The organism is Thermosulfurimonas dismutans, assembly GCF_001652585.1.
Lineage (GTDB): Bacteria > Desulfobacterota > Thermodesulfobacteria > Thermodesulfobacteriales > Thermodesulfobacteriaceae > Thermosulfurimonas > Thermosulfurimonas dismutans.
Map to the genome: position 1 here is coordinate 152,899 of NZ_LWLG01000001.1, position 19,709 is coordinate 172,607.

The window sequence follows — 19,709 nt, forward strand, 5'->3', positions numbered from 1 at the left end:
CCCTTATTCCTCAAACTTCTTGAAGACCAAAACCGCGTTTGTGCCCCCGAAACCAAAAGCGTTTGACATAGCCACCCGCACCTCTGTGCGCCGGGCCTCATTGGGAACATAATCCAAATCACACTCGGGATCCGGTTCCTCATAATTGACGGTAGGCGGAATAATATCCTCGTACACAGTTTTCACCGTAAAGACGGCCTCAAGCCCTCCGGCCCCACCTAAAAGATGCCCGGTCATGGATTTGGTGGAAGATATTGCCAGACGATGGGCGTGATCTCCGAAGACCTTTTTGATAGCCTTAGTCTCGGCGGCGTCATTAAGGGGAGTACTAGTCCCATGAGCATTGATGTAGTCCACATCCTGGGGCTTAAGGCCAGCATCTGAGAGAGCCATCTCCATACACCGGGCCGCACCCTCGCCTTCCGGATGCGGGGCTGTCATGTGATAAGCATCCGCATTAAGTCCATATCCTACAATCTCAGCGTAAATCTTCGCCCCACGGGCCTTGGCGTGTTCTAGAGATTCAAGGACGAGGATACCGCAACCCTCGGCGATCACAAAGCCATCCCGTTTGGCATCAAAGGGACGGCTTGCCCGCTGTGGCTCGTCGTTACGGGTGGAAAGGGCCTTCATAATAGCAAAGCCGCCCACCGAAAGGGGAGTTATAAGGCTCTCCGTCCCCCCGCAGATCATGACCTCCGCCAAACCCTCCCGAATAAGACGAAAGGCCTCCCCAATAGCATGGTTGCCGGCAGCACAGGCCGTACAGACCGCCGTGTTAGGTCCTTTCGCCCCGAAGAGGATAGCCACCTGCCCAGCCGCCATGTTAGGAATGACCATAGGGATGAAAAAGGGTGTAATCCGGCGGTAACCCTTTTCCCGTACAACGAGGCTGTAATTTTCAACCACACCCATGCCCCCCATGCCCACTCCAATGATGGCCCCGGCGGAAGGACCAAGATCCGAGGTAGGAAGACCCGCGTCCTCAAGGGCCATGCGGGCGGCGGCAATGGCGTATTGAATGAAAGTATCTATTCGGGAAACTAGTTTTCGAGGCATGAACTCCTCGGGCTTAAAGCCCTTGACCTCACCCGCAATCCTTGAGGGAAGCTCTGAGGCATCAAACTTGGTAATAGGGCCAATTCCGGACTCTCCGGCCACGGCCCGCTTCCAGGTCTCCTCTACCCCGATGCCTAGGGGGGAGACTGCTCCCAATCCTGTAACCACCACCCGCCGTCTCACGTAGGCCCTCCTATTACTTGACCCGTTCTTTGATATAGTCTAACACATCTTTTACAGTGCGTAGCTTCTCCGCTTCCTCGTCCGAGATCTCCATACCGAATTCCTCCTCCATAGCCATCACCAGTTCTACCAAATCCAGGGAATCCGCCCCGAGATCATCCACAAAGGATGCCTCCGGTTTGACCTGATCCTCAGAAACATTAAGTTTCTCGGCGATGATCTTGATGACCTTCTCCTCTACGGACATCGCATCCCTCCTTACCCAATTGGATTTGGAAAGCTTCTAGCCTATTTTAAAAGTTTTTTCAATATCTCGCTCACCAAAGGCCTCCGTTCACGTGGAGGACCGTGCCCGTAATGTAGGAGGCCTTATCCGAGGCTAAAAAGACCACGGCGTGGGCTACCTCTTCCGGGGTACCGGCCCGGCCCATAGGAACCTGCGAAAGAAGCGCCTCCCGGGCCTTCTCCGGAAGAGCCGCGGTCATGTCCGTCTCGATATACCCCGGGGCCACCACATTGACCGTAATACCCCGTCGGGCCACCTCAAGGGCCAGAGACCGGCTGAAACCTACCAGACCAGCTTTCGAGGCCGCGTAATTGGTCTGTCCGGGATTGCCGGAAAAAGCCACTACCGAGGAAATATTGATAATACGTCCATCACGGCGTTTCATCATCCCCGGAAGCACGGCTTTCGTTACCAAAAACGCACCCTTGAGATTTACCGAAAGCACCCGTTCCCAATCCTCGTCCTTCATACGCACCAGTAAGCCGTCCCGGGTAATCCCGGCGTTGTTCACCAAAATGTCAATCCGGCCAAAGGCCTCCTCCACGGCCTTCACCCCTTCGGCCACGGCGGAAGGGTCTGCCACATCGAATTTGACCAAGAAGGCCCTGCGGCCCAGGGACTCGATCTCGCGGGCGACCTCTTTAGCAGCCTCTTCCGAGACCGCATAGTTCACCGCCACATCCGCTCCGGCCCGGGCCAGTTCCACCGCCACCGCCCGGCCAATACCCCTTGAGGCCCCGGTAACCAGGGCCACCTTGTCCTTAAGAAGCTCCATCTCTTCCCTCCTTTATCTCCCGGATTCGGCGAATCAAAAGGGGGAGAATACGAGTGGCATCTCCCACCACCGCTATATCAGCTCGCTGCATCAGGGTGGCCTCGGGATCGGTGTTGACCGCCACTACCACTTCCGAACCTTCCATGCCAACGGTATGCTGAAGGGCTCCCGAAATCCCAAAACCGATATAAAGCCGTGGAGCCACGGTCTCTCCGCTCACCCCAATCATATGCTCCTCTGAGATCCAGCCCAGATGACAGACCGGCCTGGTAGCCCCCACCGCTCCGGAAAGGAGCTTAGCTAGTTCGTGGAGTTTTTCAAAATTCTCTTTGGTAAGGAGACCTCGGCCACCGGCCACCACCACCTTGGCCTCAGAAAGGGGGCTTTCCTTCCGTGGAACAGGATAAACGGCCCTGCGTCTCAGAACGCTTTTGGGAACCTCTGAGAGCCTGATCTCCTCGGGTTCTCCCTCTCCAGAGGCCTGTGGTTCGGCCTTAGGGAAGACCCCCGGACGAACGGTGGCCATCTGGGGCCGGGTTTTTGAGACGATTTTGGCCATGACGTTTTCCCCGAAAGAGGGACGAATCTGGATCAGCCGGGCCTCATCGTCAACCTCAAAGGCTATACAGTGGGCCGTAAGCCCGAGCCCGAGAAGACCGGCCACCCGCGGGGCTAGGGCCTGGCCCTCAGCCGTGGCCCCGAAAAGAAAGACCGAAGGATCTCTTTCCTTTATCGCAGCAGCCAGAATTTCGGCGTAAAGATCGTCCCGAAAATATGAAAGCTCGGGATGAATGAAAAGGAGGACCTTTTCCACCCCGTAGCGAAAAAGTTCCCGGGCAGCCTCTCTAAGATCATCCGTCCCTAAAACTACCACCGTGACCTTTTCGGCAAGTTTCGGGGCTAGCCTCCGAGCCACGGAAATGAGCTCATAGACCACCGGATGGAAACCATTCTCTCCCCATTCCCCATAAATCCAGAAACCGCCCATAGGAACCTCCTCGCCTCAGATTAATCCTCTCTCCCGCAAAATGGAAACTAACTTTTCTACCACTTCTTCCGGTTCGCCAGAAAGGACCTCTCTCTTCCCCTCATAGGTGGGAGTGAAGACATCGAGGACCTGTGTAGGGGAGCCGGAAAGACCGGTTTTTGTCGGGTCACAATCCACCTGCCTAGCCGAAAGGACTTGAGGTTCAAGGTTTCTTACCGCAAGCAACCGCTTAAGCGAAGGGGGACGAGGATCGTTTGTCTCTGGCTCAACCGTAATCACAGCCGGAGGAGAAAATTCCACTTCTTCCTCAAAGTCCTCAAAAATCCGACGGGCTACCCAGGCATCATTCTCCCCCCGGACAAGGGTCTTTACCTGGGTAATACTAGGGATTCCAAGCCAGGCCCCGGTTTCAGGACCTACCTGAGCCGTCTCCCCGTCTATGGAAGCCTTCCCCATCAAAACCAGATCAAAAGGGGAAAGCTTCTGGATGGCTTTAGCCAAGGCATAACTCGTGGCCAAAGTGTCCGAGCCCGCAAAGGCTCGATCTGAAAGAAGTACTAGCTCGTCAGCTCCGAGGGCATAGGCCTCCTTGAGGAGCGGCACGGCGTTCGGCGGTCCCATCATAAGGGCCGTAACCTTTCCTCCGTATCGCTCCTTGAGCTCTACCGCCATCTCAAGGGCAAATCTGTCTGGAGGATTGATAATAAGCTCTGAACTCGCTCGCTTCAGGGTATGAGTCTCCGGATCAACCTTCACCGTTCCGGGTTCCGGTACGGGTTTGAGGCAGACTATCAAGTTCATAAGACCTCCTAGTCCCGATAATACTTAAGTAATTCCCGAGCAATGACGTTACGCTGGATCTCATTGGTGCCCTCGTAGATCTGAAGGCACTTGGCATCTCGCATCATCTTCTCCGCGAGAAAATCCCGCATATAACCATAGCCTCCCATCATTTGGACCGCCCGTTCGGTAACCCACATGGCTACATCAGTGGCAAAGGCCTTGGCCATAGCCGAGGGACCGGAGATCTCTTTGGCCCCGGCGTCAATATTTTTGGCCGTCTGATAGACCAGACTTCTGGCGGCCTCGATCCGCATGGCCATTTCGGCAAAGGTATGACTTACGGCCTGAAAGTTGTAAATCGGCTGACCGAATTGCACTCGCGTACGGGCGTGTTTTAGGGCCAACTCCATGGCCCCCTGCGCCAGGCCCACGGCCTGAGCTCCTACCCCGACGCGAGCGTAATCTAGGGTTTTTAGAGCTATAATGAAACCCATGCCTTCCCGTCCAAGGAGCCGATTCTTGGGGATGCGGCAGTTGGTAAAAAAGAGCTCCGTGGTTACTGAGGCTCGAAGGCCCATCTTCTTCTCCTTGCGTCCCACCGAAAACCCGGGGTCTCCGCGCTCCACGATGAAAGCACTGGCACCGCGGGCCCCCTTTTTGAGATCCGTAAGGGCAATCACGATGTAAATATCGGCGATACCACCATTGGTAATCCACTGTTTGATGCCGTTTAGGACGTAATAATCACCGTCCTGTTCGGCCCGGGTTTGAATGGCCGCCGCGTCGCTTCCGGCCTGGGGTTCCGTAAGGGCAAAAGCGCACAGCCTGCGTCCCGCGGCCACCTCCGGAAGATATTTCGCCTTCTGCTCCTGGTTCCCGAAAAGGAGAATAGGGTAGGCCCCAAGGAAACTCGCGGCGTAAGTAGTAGCCACCCCGGTACAATATTTAGAAAGATGTTCCACCGCCAGACATAGAGCAAAGCTACCAAAACCTAGTCCTCCGTATTCCTTCGGGATGACCACCCCTAAAAGATCAGCCTTTGCAAGGGCCCTTATGGGGCGGGGATCATAAGTCTCCTCTTCATCCCAATCCCTAGCATAAGGCAAAATGTATTCTCGTCCGATCTGGTTTACCAGATCCACTAGGATCTCTTCTTCCTCCGAAAGAAAATACGAAAGCATACTGGGCCTCCTCTTGAGAACCTGCATGCTTTACCATATAAGAAATTATGGAATTTTTAAAGATTACCTTCCCCAATTCGGGAGTCCAAACTTACCTCTTCATTCCTCCGTTGGTAAGCTTTGGACTGGCCTTTTTTGGGGTCATGGGCGGAGTGACTGGGGCTTTTCTGCTTCTACCCTTTCAGTTCTCCGTACTCCACTATACCTCTCCAGGGGTTTCGGCTACCAACCTCCTTTATAATCTCTTCACCATTCCTCCGGCCCTCATTCGCTACCGCCGCGAGGGACGTTTTCATGTCCCTCTGACTGTAGTCATGATACTTGGTACCACACCAGGGATGTTTTTGGGATATCTTTTACGGCTCAAGATCTTCCAAGACCCCGCACGTTTCAAACTCCTGATCGGCCTAGTTCTTCTCTACCTCGCAATCCAGATATTGAAAAACCTCCTCACCAGTTCCCGTTCCGTTCATACCTCAAGCAAGATCCTGATTCTCCGTTCCAGTCCGCAAAAGCTGATCTTCTCCTTTGGGGAAAAGACCTACGAGATTCCGGTGATTTTCACCTGGGGGGTGAGCTTTCTAGTGGGCATCATAGGCGGAGCCTATGGCATCGGTGGAGGTGCCATCCTGGCGCCTTTCCTGATTTCGGTTCTCCGGCTACCGGTACATGCGGTCGCCGGCTCGACACTTGCCACCACCTTTCTGGCCTCGCTCTTCGGACTCTTCGTTTATGGCTTCGGCCCAGGATCCGGACCGGATACCCGACCGGATCTGCTTCTCGGAAGCCTCTTCGGTCTCGGAGGCATTATTGGAGCTTACCTAGGAGCCCGGTTCCAGAAACGCATCCCTGAGCGTCCCATCAAATGGGGACTCTTCGGAACGCTACTTTTTATAGCTTTGAAATACCTCTTCGGAGCGTTTTAATGATTTTGGGTTGTATGTAATAATAATAAAAATCTAGGAGGTCACACATGTCTCGCTTTACCCCCAGAGATCTGGACCGTAAAGTGTATGAGGCGGTCTTCACCGAAGGTCCGGAAAAGGAAAAGAGGCTCCTTGAGCTAAAGGGGTTTGCCAAGGAACTGGGGGCCCGACTGGCTTCCATCTATCCCCTTTATCGCGAAATGGCCCAGAAATTTCTGGGCTTCACTGTGCCGGCCATAAACATTCGGGGGATGACCTATGATGTGGCCCGCACCCTCTTCCAGGTAGCCAAAGAACTCAAGGTTGGAGCGCTCATCATTGAGATCGCCCGTTCTGAAATGGGTTATACCAAACAAAGACCCTTGGAATACGCTACCGTGATCCTCTGCGCTGCGGCTCGGGAAGAATTTCCGGGGCCGGTCTTTATCCAGGGAGATCACTTTCAGGCCAACCGCAAGGCCTATCTAGCAAATCCCGAAGCCGAAAAAAAGAACCTGAAAAACCTCATTCGAGAAGCTCTGGCGGCCGAATTCTACAACCTAGACCTTGACGCCTCCACTTTAGTAGATCTATCCCAAAAAACCCTTGAGGAACAGCAACGACCGAATTACGAGCTTACTGCTGAACTTGCGGCCTATGTACGTTCCCTTGAACCGGAGGGGGTTACCGTTAACCTGGGGGGGGAGATCGGTGAGATCGGGGGCCACAACAGTCGCCCAGAGGAACTCCGAGCCTTTATGGACGGCTTCAACCGTTGTTTTACGGAAAAAGTGGGACTTTCCAAAATTAGCGTCCAGACCGGCTCAAGCCACGGTGGTATAGTCCTCCCAGACGGCTCGGTAGCCAAAGTTCAAATAGACTTTGAAACTCTGAAACTCCTTTCAGAGATTGCCCGTCGTGAATACGGTATGGCTGGGGCCGTTCAGCATGGGGCTTCCACCCTTCCAGAAGAATATTTCGGAATCTTCCCGGAGGTGGGATGTGCAGAAATACACCTGGCCACCGGTTTCCAAAATATCATCTTTGACCATCCGGCTCTTCCCAAAGATTTCCGCCAGAAGATTTATCAGTATCTCAAGGAGAATTTGCGAAACGAGTGGAAGGAGGGACAGAGCGAGGCCCAATTTATCTATCGCACCCGCAAAAAGGCCTTTGGCATATTTAAAAAGGAGTGGTGGGACCTTCCGGAAAAAGCAAAGAAGCCTATCCTAGAAACATTGGGGGAGACCTTCGCCAAAATCTTCAAGGCCTTAAAGGTTACGGAGACCCTTGACATGGTCAAACACATCATTGCTTAGATGGGGATCTTTCAGGAGAATACACGACCGCAAGTGTTCTTCCGATAATCAAAAGTAGAATAGCTCCGGCCCATAACATGGTATCAAGCCCTTCAATTTTGCCTTCGAAGATATACAGCAACATCTCTCGAAGACAGAAGGCTATTACGACTTCCACCAAGATTTCCAGCCTAACCCTATCATGCTCAAAATAGTCCACAAAAGCTCTAACCAACTCCAAAACCACTATTAGAGACAAAACATTGGTAATCAAATCCTTGAAACCCAATCTAATGGTGGGTTCAGTGATAGTAAGACTAATTTCAAAGAGCGTTCTAATGATACCTACCACCAAAGCTATCAAAAGGGCAAAAATGATAACACAAAAAACAACATCGATTACCCAGCCATACATAACATGAAGCTTATTTTTTCTAGGCCTCATTTTTCAACCTCCGCTGTCCTGTAGATTCTAAGACCGAGAGCCAGAAGCGGCTGTGAACGTTCACTTGTTTGCGTTTCTTGACGGCCTCGGAAAGGGGAATGTGCACATAATGATGGTTCAGATAACTTATCATGAGGCCAGTCTTTCCGGCCATAGCTGCATGCACAGCATATTGCCCCAGGAAACCACAGTAGATCCGATCATCCACCACGGCCGGGACACTGCGAATGATGTAACTGGGATCTATATAACGTACATAAACCTCGATACCCTTTTGTGAGAAATACTCCTTGATGCGATCTCTAAGAAAGATTCCGATATCGCCGAGTTTAAGATTGCCGGAGGCGTCGTATTCGGGTTTTTCGCCCTGAACGTATTTCTGTCCGGCGCCCTCGGCTACCACGATCACGGCGTGCTTGCGTTCGGCAAGACGTCTTTCGAGGGCTGCCAGCAACCCTCCGGGGCCTTCGAGATCGAAGTCTTCCTCCGGGATAAGGCAGAAGTTGACCTCTTTGGTGGCCAGGGTGGCCGCGGCTGCGATGAAACCCGAGTACCGGCCCATGACCTTGACCAGGCCGATTCCGTTCGGGGCACCGATGGCCTCGGTGTGGGCACAGCGAATGGCCTTGCAGGCCTCCTCCACCGCGGTCACAAAACCGAAGGTCCGCGAGACCAGCCAGATGTCGTTATCAATGGTCTTCGGAATGCCCACCACCGCGATCTTCAATCCCCGGTGGGCGATCTCTTCCTTGATCTTGGTAGCCGCCCGGAAGGTGCCATCGCCCCCGATCATGAAAAGGATGTTTACGTTCATGCGCTCAAGGGCATCCACGATCTGGTCGATGGGCTGATGTCCACGGGAGGTCCCCAGGAATGTGCCACCGAGTTCGTGAATCTGAGCCACCACCTCTGGGGTGAGCTCCACCACATCATGGCCATAGCTTGGAATGAACCCCTGAAGTCCGTATTTGATGCCATAGATGTGTCTCACACCGTAGGAATGATAAAGGGTCAACACGATGGAACGAATGACATCGTTTATGCCGGGGCAGAGGCCACCACAGGTGACAATGGCCGCCCGGGTCTTGGCGGGATCGAAATAGATATAGGGCCTCGGGCCCGCAAGCTCTGCCGAGGGTATCCTTCCCTCCTTTTTAAAGGCCTCCCTAAGGGAACCCTCCGAGACCCTCAAAGAGACCCGCATATCATCGGTTATAAAACAGACCTCTGGAAGCCGCAGGGGATTTTCTATCCGGCACGGGCCGAGATTCTCGATCTCGGTATTAATCTCCTCGGAGATCTCTTCTAGAAAGTCAGGAAGAATACAGGTATTCCGCATTATTAACCTCCCTCTTTCGTAAAAAGATTCCTAATGGCTTCTTCGAGACGGGGATAGGAAAACTCGAACCCTAATTCAAGAAGCCTTTTGGGCCTGGGCCGGCAACTCGTGCTCAAAACCGTCCCGACTTCACCTAGAACGAATTTCAGGAGCTTGACCGGCAAGGGCAGGAAGGCCGGTCGTCTCAGGACGCGACCTAAGGTACGGGCAAACTCTTTCTGTCGCACGGCCTCCGGGGCCACCAGATTGAAGGGCCCCGAGGTCTCCTCCCGGCGGGCGAGAAATATGATGGCCGAAACCAGATCCTTCACGTGAATCCAAGGAAACCATTGGCGGCCATTCCCGATGGGGCCTCCCAGACCAAGCTTGAAGGCTGGAAGCATCTTGAGCAGGGCCCCACCGTCCGGCCCTAACACGATTCCAAATCTTCCAACACAGACCCTGAGACCCCGCCTCTGCCACTTTAAGGCCTCCGCCTCCCACTCTACGCACACCCGAGCCAAAAAGTCCTTTCCCGGGGGATGGGTTTCGTCTACGGCTTCCTCGCCGGTGTCCCCATAATATCCTACCGCAGAAGCATTAAAGAGGACTCTACCCTCTCCCCCGATGAGAGCCTCTGCCAGGAATCGGGTTGAAAGCACCCGCGACTCAAGGATTAGCCGTTTGTATCCCTCGTTCCAGCGGTGGAAGATATTGGCCCCCGCAAGATTGATCCCGATTTCACACTTAGAGGCCTCCTCCTGCCACTCCCCGGGCACACAGGCATCCCCGAGAACCGGCCGAACCTTTTCGGGAAGACGCGCGATCCTCTTGCGACTCCTCACCAGGGCCCAAACCTCATACCCTTGCTCCACCAGGGCCCCTACCAGATGGCGACCGATAAATCCCGTGCCTCCCACCACAAAGACCTTTGAGCCCATAACTTCCCCCTTTCCGCTATTATAGACTTGACAGCCCACGAAAGGGAAGATTAAGTTTAATCAAACAATTGAAACTGAGAATCTATTATGATTTCGAGCTATCTCGTAATACTGTGGCAAATGATACTTGAAAGTGCTCCCTATCTTTTGATAGGGCTGTTCATAGCAGGGCTTCTTAGGGCCTTTTTACCTCAGGAATTTCTGGCACGACATTTGGGGGACAACTCTTTAGGTAGTGCCTTTAAGGCCGCCCTGTTCGGTATTCCACTTCCGCTCTGCTGTTGTGGAGTATTACCCACAGCGGTCTCTTTGTATCGGCAGGGAGCTAGTCTTTCGGCTACCTTTGCCTTCTTAGTAGCTACTCCTCAAACCAGCGTAGATGCTATCCTTCTGGCCTATGGACTCCTTGGAGGTATTTTCGCAATAGCTTACCCAGTTTCCGCCCTTTTCGGAGCTTTTTTGACCTCACTAGCCATGGTGATTTTTATTAAAAGTACGTCCAAGGTCCTAAGTCCGGTCTTTTCCTGTGCAATGTGTAACGAAGAAACCCCACACACTCACCCCTTCGGAGAGAAAGTCACCTTTGCCCTGCAATATGCCGTAACGGAACTTTTTGCCGAGATAGCAAAACCCCTCCTTATAGGATTCCTCGCGGCTGCTCTGGTAGCCCTGATATTGCCCCCTAATCTCGCTGAAAGCCTCTCAGCCCACGGCCTTACCTACCCGGCCATGCTTGTCATCGGTCTCCCTCTTTACGTCTGCGCCACAGCCTCCATTCCGCTGGGATACGCCTTTTTACTTAAAGGTTTCAGTCCCGGAAGCGTCCTGGTTTTCCTCATGGCCGGTCCCGGAACCAACCTTACTTCTTTAAGCGTCCTTTCAAAGATCTTCGGAAAAAAGTAACTGGGATTTATCTCGTGGTCCTCTCACTTGCGGCTTTACTTTCGGGAATCATCCTCGACAGTCTGGTAGGTGAAATTCGGCCAAAGGCCCTTACCCCAAAGCAAGAAACCCTTGGTTTCTTGCACTTCCTTGCCGCCTTAATACTCTTACTACTCTTCCTACACCATTTCATTAGGCAAAGACTTTTGGACAAGAAAAACCATGATCCCATCTGCGGTTGCGGCTGCGGAGATTAGTCCACCACCGAAAAGCCCTCAAGCTTGTGCTTCCAAAAACCCGTAGCCCGAGGATAGATTTTGGCAAATTCCACCCTGAGATAACCATCTTCCCATCTCACCGAACGGATTTCGATTCTCACCTGCGCGTGACGAAAATGGGCCAGCAGGGCTTGAAAGGCCTTCTCCGTACGGAATCGGGCCCGGAAAATCTCCGTCACCGGCTCGCCACCATCCACTTTATGAAGCAACTCCGAAAGACCCCCTAGCATCTTACGGCCCACTCTGGCCAGATCCTCTTCGGCCGGGCCTCCGAAAAGCTCCCACTGGCTTATGAAATACCTCACCAGCCGGTGAGTCACATATTCCGGGGGTACCTCTCCGAGATAAGGGAAAACCACCCGGAGATCCTCAAGGTTCGAAATGGGCGTCACATACTTGACGTAAGGGCCACCGGAAGCCGGCTTTAGGACTACCCCTTCACGCCCTTCGGCCTCATAGCGTCTAAGGAGTTCCTTGAGTGGAGAAAGTTCCCCGGGATCAAAGGGGCCGTTTATCTCGGGATGAGGGAACCCGTAAGTCTCAAGCAACTGGTATTTTTCCTTCGGGGGAAGCAATTCTCCCGAGGGCAGGCGCATGAAATCGAACACAAAAAACCGCACATCTTCCCTGATGTAAGGCGGCCATTCACTTACAAAGGGGTTCTCCGGGCCAGCAACCTCGGCACAGACACAGAGGTTGGGATAAGTTTCAAAGAATTCCTCAAGATGCGGCAAAAAATCTGGAAAACGATCGGTGGCAAAGGGACAGACGAAACCGCGTCTAGTTACAGCTAGGATCTCATCTTCCACCTTGAAAAGCCTTATGTTATAGCCCTCGATCTTTTCTTCGGCGTAGAAAAATCCGGAAAAATAGCGTGGAACGCCGGCGGTGAGCCTGAAGATTCTCGGAATACGTGGGAAACCTGGCACAAAGAGATCCTTTGAGAAAACCGTCCCCTCAAGGAAGCCCTTAAAAGCCCGTCTTATCCGGAAAAGAGGCTTTGAGACCCCAGAAAGCGGAAGCACCCGTCCTTCTCTGAGGGCTTCCCGCCACGTCTCCTCAGGGAGCCTGCGCAAGAGAGAATTGTACTTCCAGATTTGGGAAAGTTTTTCCCACTGTTCCTCAAACAATCGGGGTTCCATTTACTATAACCTCGCCTGTTCTTCCTTCCTGGCCCCGAATCTCGATTTTGGCCTCCGGGAGAAAGTGGCTTATGACCCAAGCGTTGGTCAGGAGATGGCGGGTGATTTTCGGAGTCACATAAAAGGTCTGGCCTTCAGCGAGAGCTGCCGGAAGAAGAATCTGATCCGCAAGATATTCGTCCACCGAAGCCCGGGCCCTCATGGTTTCAAGATAAGGCCGAACAGCCTCCTCAGCCACCCTCTCAGCCGGTTTACCTCTGGCCCCTAAGGCAAAATAGCCGATCCTCTTGATCTCATCTTGGCCCCACACTCCCACAAAGGTTCCTGGGGAAGCACTCTTTACACTTTCAAGCCGAACCTCACATGCGAGACCGGCCTCCCTGAGGAGTTTTTCGGCCCTCTGGGCTTGGCGTCTTCGGATATGATCCGGAAGGTCCGAGGTCACCACCGAAAGCACGGAGGTGGCTTCGGGTGAAAAAGGAGGCTCAAGTCTGATACCCGATAAGGTCTCCAGGGGCCCAATTTCAGCCAGAATCTCACCTCCACCTACGGGATAGAAACCGTAGCGCCGGATCTCAAGCCTTGCCGAAAATCCCATGGCCGAAAGCACCGGCAGGAAGACCTCCGCGAGATAGTGGAAGCACGGACTCATCGGTACGTGGGTTCCCCCGCGTAGGATGAGGCGTCCACCGCCGGCGATGGCCAAAAGCAGATAGAGGGTCTGAAAGAGAAGGCCAGTGGCCCCGGCGGTCCCAATGTCAAAGGTATAGGCCCCAGGACGGAGCCTTCCGGGGACGAATAGCAGGTCCATGGAGCCCCTTTCGGCCCCGGAGACCTCGGCTTTCCCAAGGCGGGCCGCGGCCTTCACACAGGCCAGATGTTGCGGTCTGAGACCGGGTTTAGGACGTCCGGCCCGAATGTTTATCAGTCGAAAAGGCTTCTGGGTAAGAAGTGAAAGGGTAAGAGCGGTACGAAGAATCTGCCCCCCACCCTCACCGTAAGAACCATCGATGGTCAACAAGGCCTACCTCCGGTGACAGGCCACCATATGTCTCGGGCCTATCTCCCGAAGCTCTGGAGCAGTTTTTCGACAGATTTCCACGGCCTCCGGGCAACGAGGATGGAACACGCACCCCGGGGGCAGACGCAGAAGGCTGGGAGGTTCTCCGATGGTCTGCGGCCCCTTTCTCTTCCTACGCCCCGGAACGGAAGAGAGCAAAAGTTCCGTGTAGGGGTGGAGCTTGCCATTCAAAAAAACATCCCGCGGGCCGATTTCCACGACCTCTCCAAGATACATCACCCCCACACGATCACTCATGAAAAGGACCACCGGAAGATCGTGGGAGATGAAGAGATAGCTCAAACCGAATTGATCCTTTAGGTCCTTGAGGAGGGTAAGGATCTGGGCCTGGACGGAGACATCCAGAGCCGAGGTCGGTTCATCGAGCACGATGACTCTAGGCCGGGAGATAAGAGCCCGGGCCAGAGCCACCCTCTGCCGCTGGCCTCCAGAGAGTTGATGGGGAAAACGCGGAAGAACATCCGCCGAAAGCCCTACCATTTCGATCAGTTTTTCGGCTTCCTCACGGGCCGTCTTCCGGTTGACTCCCTGAAGCCTCAAAGGCTCGGATACCAAATCCTCTATCTTTTTGCGGGGATTTAGAGAGGCCGCTGGATCCTGGAAAACCGCCTGAAACTTGGGCCGCAAACGCTTCCGCTCTCCACGAGCAAGAGTCCAAAAATTATGGCCCAAGAAAAGAACCTCTCCAGCATCTGGGGCCTCAAGGGCCAGGGCAATCCTCGCAAGGGTGCTCTTGCCGCAACCGCTCTCTCCCACCAGCCCTAAAACCTCGTTTTCAAAAAGACTCAAACTAACCCCTCTCAAAACCCGCAAGCTCTCCCCCCGACCGAAAAACCGGCGCAGACGATAACTTTTCTCCACCCCTTTAAGTTCCAGAACCTTCATCTTCTGAAACACCGCACCGCGTGTCCTGGGCCCACCGGCCTCATCTCGGGATGTTCCTCTTCACACCGGAGCTCCCTTTCCCGGCACCTCGGGGCAAAGCGACAACCCGCGGGCCATTTTCCCGGAGAGGGAACCTGTCCCGGAAGGAGCCGGAGCTTCCGAGTACCGAATTCCGGGCGGGCGGAAAGCAGGGCCTCAGTATAGGGATGCCGGGGATTTTCAAAAAGCTCGTCTTTGCCAGCCACCTCCACCACCTCCCCGGCATACATTACCGCTACCCGGTCGGCCACCTCTCTTATAAGGGCAAGATCATGAGAGATGAAAAGAATGGCTAATCCACGCCTTTCGCGAAGCTCGAGTAAAAGATCCAAGATCTGGGCCTGAACAGTAACATCAAGGGCGGTGGTAGGCTCATCAGCCACTAGGAGTTCGGGCTCTCCGGCTAGGGCCATAGCGATCATGGCCCGCTGACGCATTCCTCCAGAAAGCTCATGGGGATAGTTCCTGATCCTGGTCTCTGGATCGGGGAGCCTTACTTCGGAAAGAAGCCTTATAGCTTCCGCGCGGGCAGCTTCCCCTCGGAGTCCTCGATGAAGCTTTAGGACCTCCTCTATCTGGTAGCCTACGGTAAAGACCGGATTCAGGGCGTTCAAAGGTTCCTGAAAGATGAGGGCCACCCGCCGGCCTCGGTAGGCTCGAACCTCCTTCTCAGGTAGGCAAAGCAGATCTTTTCCCTTGAAAAGGACGCGACCGGAAAAGGGTTTTACACCCGAGGGAAATAGTCCGAGACAGGCTAGGCCCGTAAGGCTCTTTCCACAGCCGCTCTCCCCCACTAGCCCCAGGATCTCACCGGGGAAGATCTCAAGATCTACTTTATCGAGAAGGGCATATCTCTTCGGTATGAAACACAGGCCTAAGGCTTCGATCCGAAGGAGGGGAACTCCCTCCCTAGCTCTAGGCTCAACCGCCGCCACACCGTCTGATCTCGGCTGCAAGGATCTCCTGGGGAGTAGCTTCCCTTACAGCCTCAATCCGAATCTTCAGAAGAACGTTTTTCCCAGCAGCAGGATGATTAAAATCCGCCTTCACTTTTTTGTCCGATACTTCAAGAACCTTGAAGAAGGTCTTCTGTCCGTAAGGGCCTACCTCTTCATAGTAAGATCCAGGTTTTACCTTGTCCGGATGTTTAAGCCTCTCCAGGGGAATCTCCTTTACCAAGTGGGCCTGATACGGACCATAGGCCTGTTCAGGGGGAACGCGAACTGTAATCTCATCGTTCTCTTTAGCACCCGAAATAGCCTGCTCGATCAGGGGTAGCACTGGCTCTCGCCCAAAGATGAAGGTAGCTTGAAGCGGTCTCTTGAACCAATCCGGCGCCTCTTCACCTTCAATATCCAGGGAATAAGTAAGAGTTACCACTTTATCTTGCCCAACCGTAAGTCCTTCCATAAAACCCCCTTTCAATATTCCGGTAACGTCAATTTTCTATTTAACCTCTCATTACCCCCAAGTCAATCGACTTCCCTAATCGAAAATAGTGACTATTTTTTGTACGCCGGAAGCCTTAAAATAGGGGGGGATAACAAAACAGACATTAAATTTAGACTTGACACAAACTTAAAATTGTTCTATTTAAAAAGTCACCAAAAATATAAAAGGAGGTGTAAATTATGTGCATTAGGCCAGGTTTAGTAGCTCCGGATTTTGAAGCCCAGGCTTACGCCGATGGACAGATTAAAACCCTCAAACTTTCAGACTTTCGAGGCAAGTGGGTGCTTCTGGTGTTTTACCCCGCAGATTTTACTTTTGTGTGTCCTACGGAGCTGGTAGCTATCGCTAAAAAGTATCAAGATCTCAAGAACATGAACGTTGAGGTCCTGGGGATTAGTATCGACACGCCTTTTGTTCACAAGGTCTGGCAGGAGATGGAGCTCTCCAAGATGATCGAGGGTGGAATACCCTATCCCCTGGTTTCCGATCCGGCTGGGAAGATCGGCCAGCTTTACGGAGTCTATGATGAAAAGGCCGGAATAAACCTTAGGGGTACCTTCCTTATCGACCCCGATGGAGTCATCCAGTTCATGGATATCCTCAACGCCCCGGTAGGCCGGAACGCCGATGAGTTAGTACGTCGCATCAAGGCCTTTCAGCATGTAAGGGAGACCGGAGGGGCGGAAGTGTGTCCAGCCCACTGGGAACCCGGGAAACCAACCCTGAAACCTGGGGCCGAACTTGCAGGCAAAGTTTACGAGACCTGGAAGGCTGAACTCATCGATTAGCCGTTCGAGAGGGGGCCTCTAAGCCCCCTCTTTTTTTAATCATTCTGTAGGGGGAAGTTATGAAAAAAGAAATTATTAAAGTATTTGCGGTATGGGCTTTGTTTTTGTTTTGGACTACTGGGGCACTGGCTGGAGACCAAAAACTCTTGCAGGAGGCCCAAAGTTATTTTGAACCCTTACCTAGTAAACCTCCAACCATAAAAGATAACCCTCTTACTCCTACCAAAATTGAACTCGGCAAAATGCTTTACTTTGACCCTCGTCTCTCGGCTTCACACCTTATAAGCTGTAACACCTGTCACAATCTCTCCCTTGCCGGGGTGGACATCCAAGAGACCTCCACCGGTCACATGTGGCAAAAAGGCCCCCGTAACGCTCCTACAGTCCTTAACGCCGTCTTCAATACTGCTCAGTTCTGGGACGGAAGAGCCAAGGATCTCGAAGAACAGGCCAAAGGGCCGGTTCAGGCCTCGGTGGAAATGAGCAACACCCCTGAACGCGTAGTTGCCACCCTAAAGTCTATCCCCGAATATGTTAAGATGTTCAAAAAGGCCTTCCCCGGTGAGAAAGATCCAGTAACCTTCGACAACGTGGCCCGAGCCATAGAAGCCTTTGAGGCTACGCTTCTCACCCCTGATTCTCGCTTCGACCGTTTTCTTAAAGGAGATCTCAAGGCTCTTTCCAGCGAAGAAAAAGAAGGCCTGCGACTTTTCATAACCAAAGGTTGTGCCGATTGCCACAATGGAGTGAACATAGGCGGAAACATGTATGCCCCCTTTGGGGTGGTGGAAAGGCCAGGAGCCGATGTCTTGCCTCCCGGTGACAAGGGGCGATTTGCGGTTACCAAGACCGCTTCAGACGAATACGTCTTCAAGGTTCCTTCTCTGCGGAACATAGAGCTCACTTATCCTTACTTTCATTCCGGTAAGGTCTGGAGACTTGAAGATGCGGTGGCCATTATGGGTTCGGCACAGCTGGGGGCCAAGCTCTCCCAAGATGAAGTCAAGAAAATTACGGCCTTTTTAAAAAGTCTGACAGGACGACAACCCGAAGTCACTTTACCCATTCTGCCTCCTAGTACCGATCGAACTCCTAAACCGATTTTGGGGAAGGTTAAGTAACCTAAAATCAAATCGGATTTGGACTAGGGCGGCCCAAAGGCCGCCCTTTATTTTTTTTAGGGGGCATTAAAATTATTTTGGCTGCCGGGTCCTGCGCGACGGATCCCGGTGAACCCCGCCAGGCCCGAAAGGGAGCAACGGTAGCCGGGCTCTCCGGGTGCCGCAGGGGTACCCGGCAGCCGTAAAGCGGAAGCGCCAGGGGCCTGGTGGCCCCCCCGGGCTTCAAACCCGGTGCACCGTCGGAGACGGCGGTGGGTGGGTTCGATTCCCATGCGCTTCCGCCATCACATTTCCAAAAAAGATTCTGCATGTATAGCAGTAAGATCCCGCGTAGAAAGGTTCAGCGAAATTGAGAGATTATGCTTAAGACCATTGTATGCTAAAGCCACAAGAGACTCTCCATAAGAAAGGGGGGCCAATTTTTGTGAAAAAGAGTAAAGGAGAACCCCTTTAAGGTTTAAGTCATCACAGAGCCCAGCTACTTTCGTTCCCACATCATATTAGAAGGACTTCGTCTTTATAGTTCATGAGGAGCATCGAAGTAGGACGTCTTCGGTCTGCCTCACAGTTCAAACAAGGGACACCTTCTGACCCCCTGGTCCCCAAAAAGAGGAGATACACCCATTTACTCCTTAACACTATCCTTCTGGGATATGCCCCCAGGCCTCGAAGCGTTCGTAGCGTTTGGCCCGAACTTGTGTAATAATTTCTCGAACATGATCCAGATTCTCGATAACAAGTTTCACAATCTGAGAGTCTAAAGCCTTCCCAGAAAGATTCTTGAGAACATCTCGTGCCCGAGTCAAAGGCATTCCGGTCCGATAAGGCCGATCCTCTAAAATAGCCGTAGTAACATCCGCTACCGCGAGCACCCGAGCCCCCAAAGATAGATCTCCTGCGGAAAGCTTTGCCGGATAGCCCTTGCCGTCAAGCCTTTCATGATGTGAAGAAGCCCAAGCAGTAATAGTTTCAAAGTAGGGAATTTTCTCGAGGATACGGTAAGTCACAAAAGGATGAGCCTTCATAATAGCCCACTCTTCTGGGGTAAGGGGCCCCGGCTTGTCAAGAATCTCCTCCGGTACAGAAAGCTTACCGATATCGTGAAGATAACCGGCTACCTTTAAATTTTCTAAGAGATTCTGCGAAAAGCCCAGGACTTCCCCCAACCATTTCGCAACCCAAGCTACTCCGGCAGAATGAACCCTAGTAAAAGGACTACGGAGGTCTATAACCACCGAAAAAAGAGAAGCTAGAGAACTTAAATCCTCACAAGGGAGGTAAGTAGAAAATTGAAGCTGCAAGATCAATTCCGTTTCCTTCTTAAAACGTTCGAGCCTAAGCCAGAAAAGTTCCTTTTCAGCTATCTCGGCCAAGGCTTCTCGTATCTCTGGGGCAAATCTACTCTTTTGCAATTGGAATTCTTCAAGGATCGCTCCCGAATGTAAAAGAATGGGCCTAAGATCCCGTGTTCTTACCTCTAGTCTGTCAGCCAAATAGATAATATTGCTGGCCAGAGCCGTATTGTAGTCTGTTTCAGACTTCAGCTCTTCCCAGGGAGTGTGATGATAAAGGACGAATTCGGCTGCTCTCTTGAGATAGGGAAACTCCCTCAACATTCGATATCCTAACCTGGTATGCCTCTCTATTATCCGGGGTTCATCCTCAAAGGCCCAAGCCTTTTCCTTGGTAGTAAAGAGGGCTATGTCATGAAGGGCTCCCGCTATAACTAGAGACTCAAGCTCTCGCCCCCCAATACCTAACTTCTTCCCTAGCATGCGGACGATATACGAAACCTTGAGCTGATGGTTAACTAAATGGGGAGCCGCACTATCCAAAGCCTCCGAGAGGGCAAAAACTATGCTTTCTAAAGGGAATAAAA

20 protein-coding genes, 1 tRNA gene and 1 other RNA gene are annotated in these 19,709 nt (G+C 52.7%); 7 read left to right on the forward strand and 15 right to left on the reverse strand.

Annotation, left to right across the window (positions count from 1 at the left end; genetic code table 11):
* Positions 1-3: 3 nt before the first annotated feature.
* From fabF to TDIS_RS00890, 6 genes are all read right to left on the reverse strand, one after another.
* Entirely contained in the window at positions 4-1,242 is a 1,239-nt protein-coding gene (fabF, locus tag TDIS_RS00865; protein WP_068668328.1) for a beta-ketoacyl-ACP synthase II, read from the reverse strand.
* A 13-nt stretch (positions 1,243-1,255) separates the two neighbouring features.
* Positions 1,256-1,489: an acyl carrier protein gene (gene acpP / locus TDIS_RS00870; RefSeq protein WP_068668330.1), complete on the reverse strand. Its 234-nt coding sequence runs from the start codon at positions 1,487-1,489 to the stop codon at positions 1,256-1,258.
* 70 nt (positions 1,490-1,559) lie between these two features.
* Positions 1,560-2,303, reverse strand: a complete 744-nt coding sequence (fabG, locus tag TDIS_RS00875; protein ID WP_068668332.1) for a 3-oxoacyl-[acyl-carrier-protein] reductase — start codon at positions 2,301-2,303, stop codon at positions 1,560-1,562.
* Positions 2,290-3,291: an electron transfer flavoprotein subunit alpha/FixB family protein gene (locus tag TDIS_RS00880; protein ID WP_068668334.1), complete on the reverse strand. Its 1,002-nt coding sequence runs from the start codon at positions 3,289-3,291 to the stop codon at positions 2,290-2,292. Before TDIS_RS00880 ends, fabG begins: the two co-directional genes overlap by 14 nt.
* 15 nt (positions 3,292-3,306) lie before the next feature.
* On the reverse strand, positions 3,307-4,092 hold the full coding sequence (locus tag TDIS_RS00885; RefSeq protein WP_068668336.1) for an electron transfer flavoprotein subunit beta/FixA family protein: 786 nt from the start codon (positions 4,090-4,092) through the stop codon (positions 3,307-3,309).
* An 8-nt stretch (positions 4,093-4,100) separates the two neighbouring features.
* Positions 4,101-5,255, reverse strand: a complete 1,155-nt coding sequence (locus tag TDIS_RS00890; RefSeq protein WP_068668338.1) for an acyl-CoA dehydrogenase family protein — start codon at positions 5,253-5,255, stop codon at positions 4,101-4,103.
* Positions 5,256-5,302: 47 nt separating this feature from the next.
* Between TDIS_RS00890 and TDIS_RS00895 the strand changes: the two genes are divergently transcribed.
* Entirely contained in the window at positions 5,303-6,181 is an 879-nt protein-coding gene (locus TDIS_RS00895) for a sulfite exporter TauE/SafE family protein (RefSeq protein WP_068668340.1), read from the forward strand.
* Positions 6,182-6,228: 47 nt separating this feature from the next.
* Complete coding sequence (locus TDIS_RS00900; protein ID WP_068668341.1) at positions 6,229-7,479, forward strand: class II fructose-bisphosphate aldolase; 1,251 nt, start codon at positions 6,229-6,231, stop codon at positions 7,477-7,479.
* On the opposite strand, the gene TDIS_RS00905 is transcribed toward TDIS_RS00900, so the two are convergent.
* Genes TDIS_RS00905 through TDIS_RS00915 form a run of 3 tightly spaced genes read right to left on the reverse strand, consistent with a single transcriptional unit; the run spans position 7,469 to position 10,162 of the window.
* A complete protein-coding gene (locus TDIS_RS00905; protein WP_068668343.1) occupies positions 7,469-7,903 on the reverse strand; it encodes a phosphate-starvation-inducible PsiE family protein in 435 nt (144 codons plus the stop codon). The two genes, TDIS_RS00900 and TDIS_RS00905, sit on opposite strands and share 11 nt — an antisense overlap.
* Positions 7,893-9,242 (reverse strand): ATP-dependent 6-phosphofructokinase, encoded by a 1,350-nt coding sequence (locus TDIS_RS00910; RefSeq protein ID WP_068668345.1) that lies wholly within the window; start codon positions 9,240-9,242, stop codon positions 7,893-7,895. Before TDIS_RS00910 ends, TDIS_RS00905 begins: the two co-directional genes overlap by 11 nt.
* Positions 9,243-9,244: 2 nt before the next feature.
* A complete protein-coding gene (locus TDIS_RS00915) occupies positions 9,245-10,162 on the reverse strand; it encodes a TIGR01777 family oxidoreductase (protein ID WP_068668347.1) in 918 nt (305 codons plus the stop codon).
* A gap of 87 nt (positions 10,163-10,249) precedes the next feature.
* Between TDIS_RS00915 and TDIS_RS00920 the strand changes: the two genes are divergently transcribed.
* Positions 10,250-11,065: a permease gene (locus tag TDIS_RS00920; protein ID WP_068668352.1), complete on the forward strand. Its 816-nt coding sequence runs from the start codon at positions 10,250-10,252 to the stop codon at positions 11,063-11,065.
* Positions 11,066-11,297: 232 nt separating this feature from the next.
* Here TDIS_RS00920 and TDIS_RS00930 read toward each other — a convergent pair whose 3' ends face one another.
* The 5 genes from TDIS_RS00930 to TDIS_RS00950 are packed head-to-tail and all read right to left on the reverse strand — an operon-like array spanning position 11,298 to position 15,879.
* Positions 11,298-12,464, reverse strand: coding sequence for an RNA ligase (locus TDIS_RS00930; protein ID WP_068668356.1), 1,167 nt, complete (start codon positions 12,462-12,464; stop codon positions 11,298-11,300).
* Positions 12,445-13,485, reverse strand: a complete 1,041-nt coding sequence (gene rtcA, locus TDIS_RS00935; RefSeq protein ID WP_068668358.1) for an RNA 3'-terminal phosphate cyclase — start codon at positions 13,483-13,485, stop codon at positions 12,445-12,447. The genes TDIS_RS00930 and rtcA overlap by 20 nt, the downstream gene beginning before the upstream one ends.
* Before the next feature lie 3 nt (positions 13,486-13,488).
* Positions 13,489-14,430, reverse strand: coding sequence for an ABC transporter ATP-binding protein (locus tag TDIS_RS00940; protein ID WP_068668804.1), 942 nt, complete (start codon positions 14,428-14,430; stop codon positions 13,489-13,491).
* Positions 14,427-15,425: an ABC transporter ATP-binding protein gene (locus tag TDIS_RS00945; RefSeq protein ID WP_244147452.1), complete on the reverse strand. Its 999-nt coding sequence runs from the start codon at positions 15,423-15,425 to the stop codon at positions 14,427-14,429. The genes TDIS_RS00940 and TDIS_RS00945 overlap by 4 nt, the downstream gene beginning before the upstream one ends.
* Entirely contained in the window at positions 15,391-15,879 is a 489-nt protein-coding gene (locus TDIS_RS00950) for an FKBP-type peptidyl-prolyl cis-trans isomerase (RefSeq protein WP_068668362.1), read from the reverse strand. The genes TDIS_RS00945 and TDIS_RS00950 overlap by 35 nt, the downstream gene beginning before the upstream one ends.
* Before the next feature lie 221 nt (positions 15,880-16,100).
* On the opposite strand from TDIS_RS00950, the gene prxU reads away from it, so the two are divergent.
* The 4 genes from prxU (at position 16,101) to TDIS_RS00970 (ending at position 18,114) form a co-directional block, all read left to right on the forward strand.
* The gene (gene prxU / locus TDIS_RS00955; protein WP_084270879.1) at positions 16,101-16,709 is read left to right on the forward strand and encodes a thioredoxin-dependent peroxiredoxin; all 609 of its coding nucleotides are present in this window, start codon (positions 16,101-16,103) and stop codon (positions 16,707-16,709) included.
* Positions 16,710-16,768: 59 nt separating this feature from the next.
* Entirely contained in the window at positions 16,769-17,830 is a 1,062-nt protein-coding gene (locus tag TDIS_RS00960) for a cytochrome-c peroxidase (protein WP_068668364.1), read from the forward strand.
* A gap of 82 nt (positions 17,831-17,912) precedes the next feature.
* An RNA gene (ffs, locus tag TDIS_RS00965) (signal recognition particle sRNA small type) lies at positions 17,913-18,011 on the forward strand.
* A gap of 7 nt (positions 18,012-18,018) precedes the next feature.
* A tRNA-Sec gene (locus tag TDIS_RS00970) sits at positions 18,019-18,114 on the forward strand.
* Positions 18,115-18,468: 354 nt separating this feature from the next.
* Here TDIS_RS00970 and TDIS_RS00975 read toward each other — a convergent pair.
* Positions 18,469-19,665 (reverse strand): HD domain-containing phosphohydrolase, encoded by a 1,197-nt coding sequence (locus TDIS_RS00975; protein ID WP_161939450.1) that lies wholly within the window; start codon positions 19,663-19,665, stop codon positions 18,469-18,471.
* Positions 19,666-19,709 lie beyond the last annotated feature (44 nt).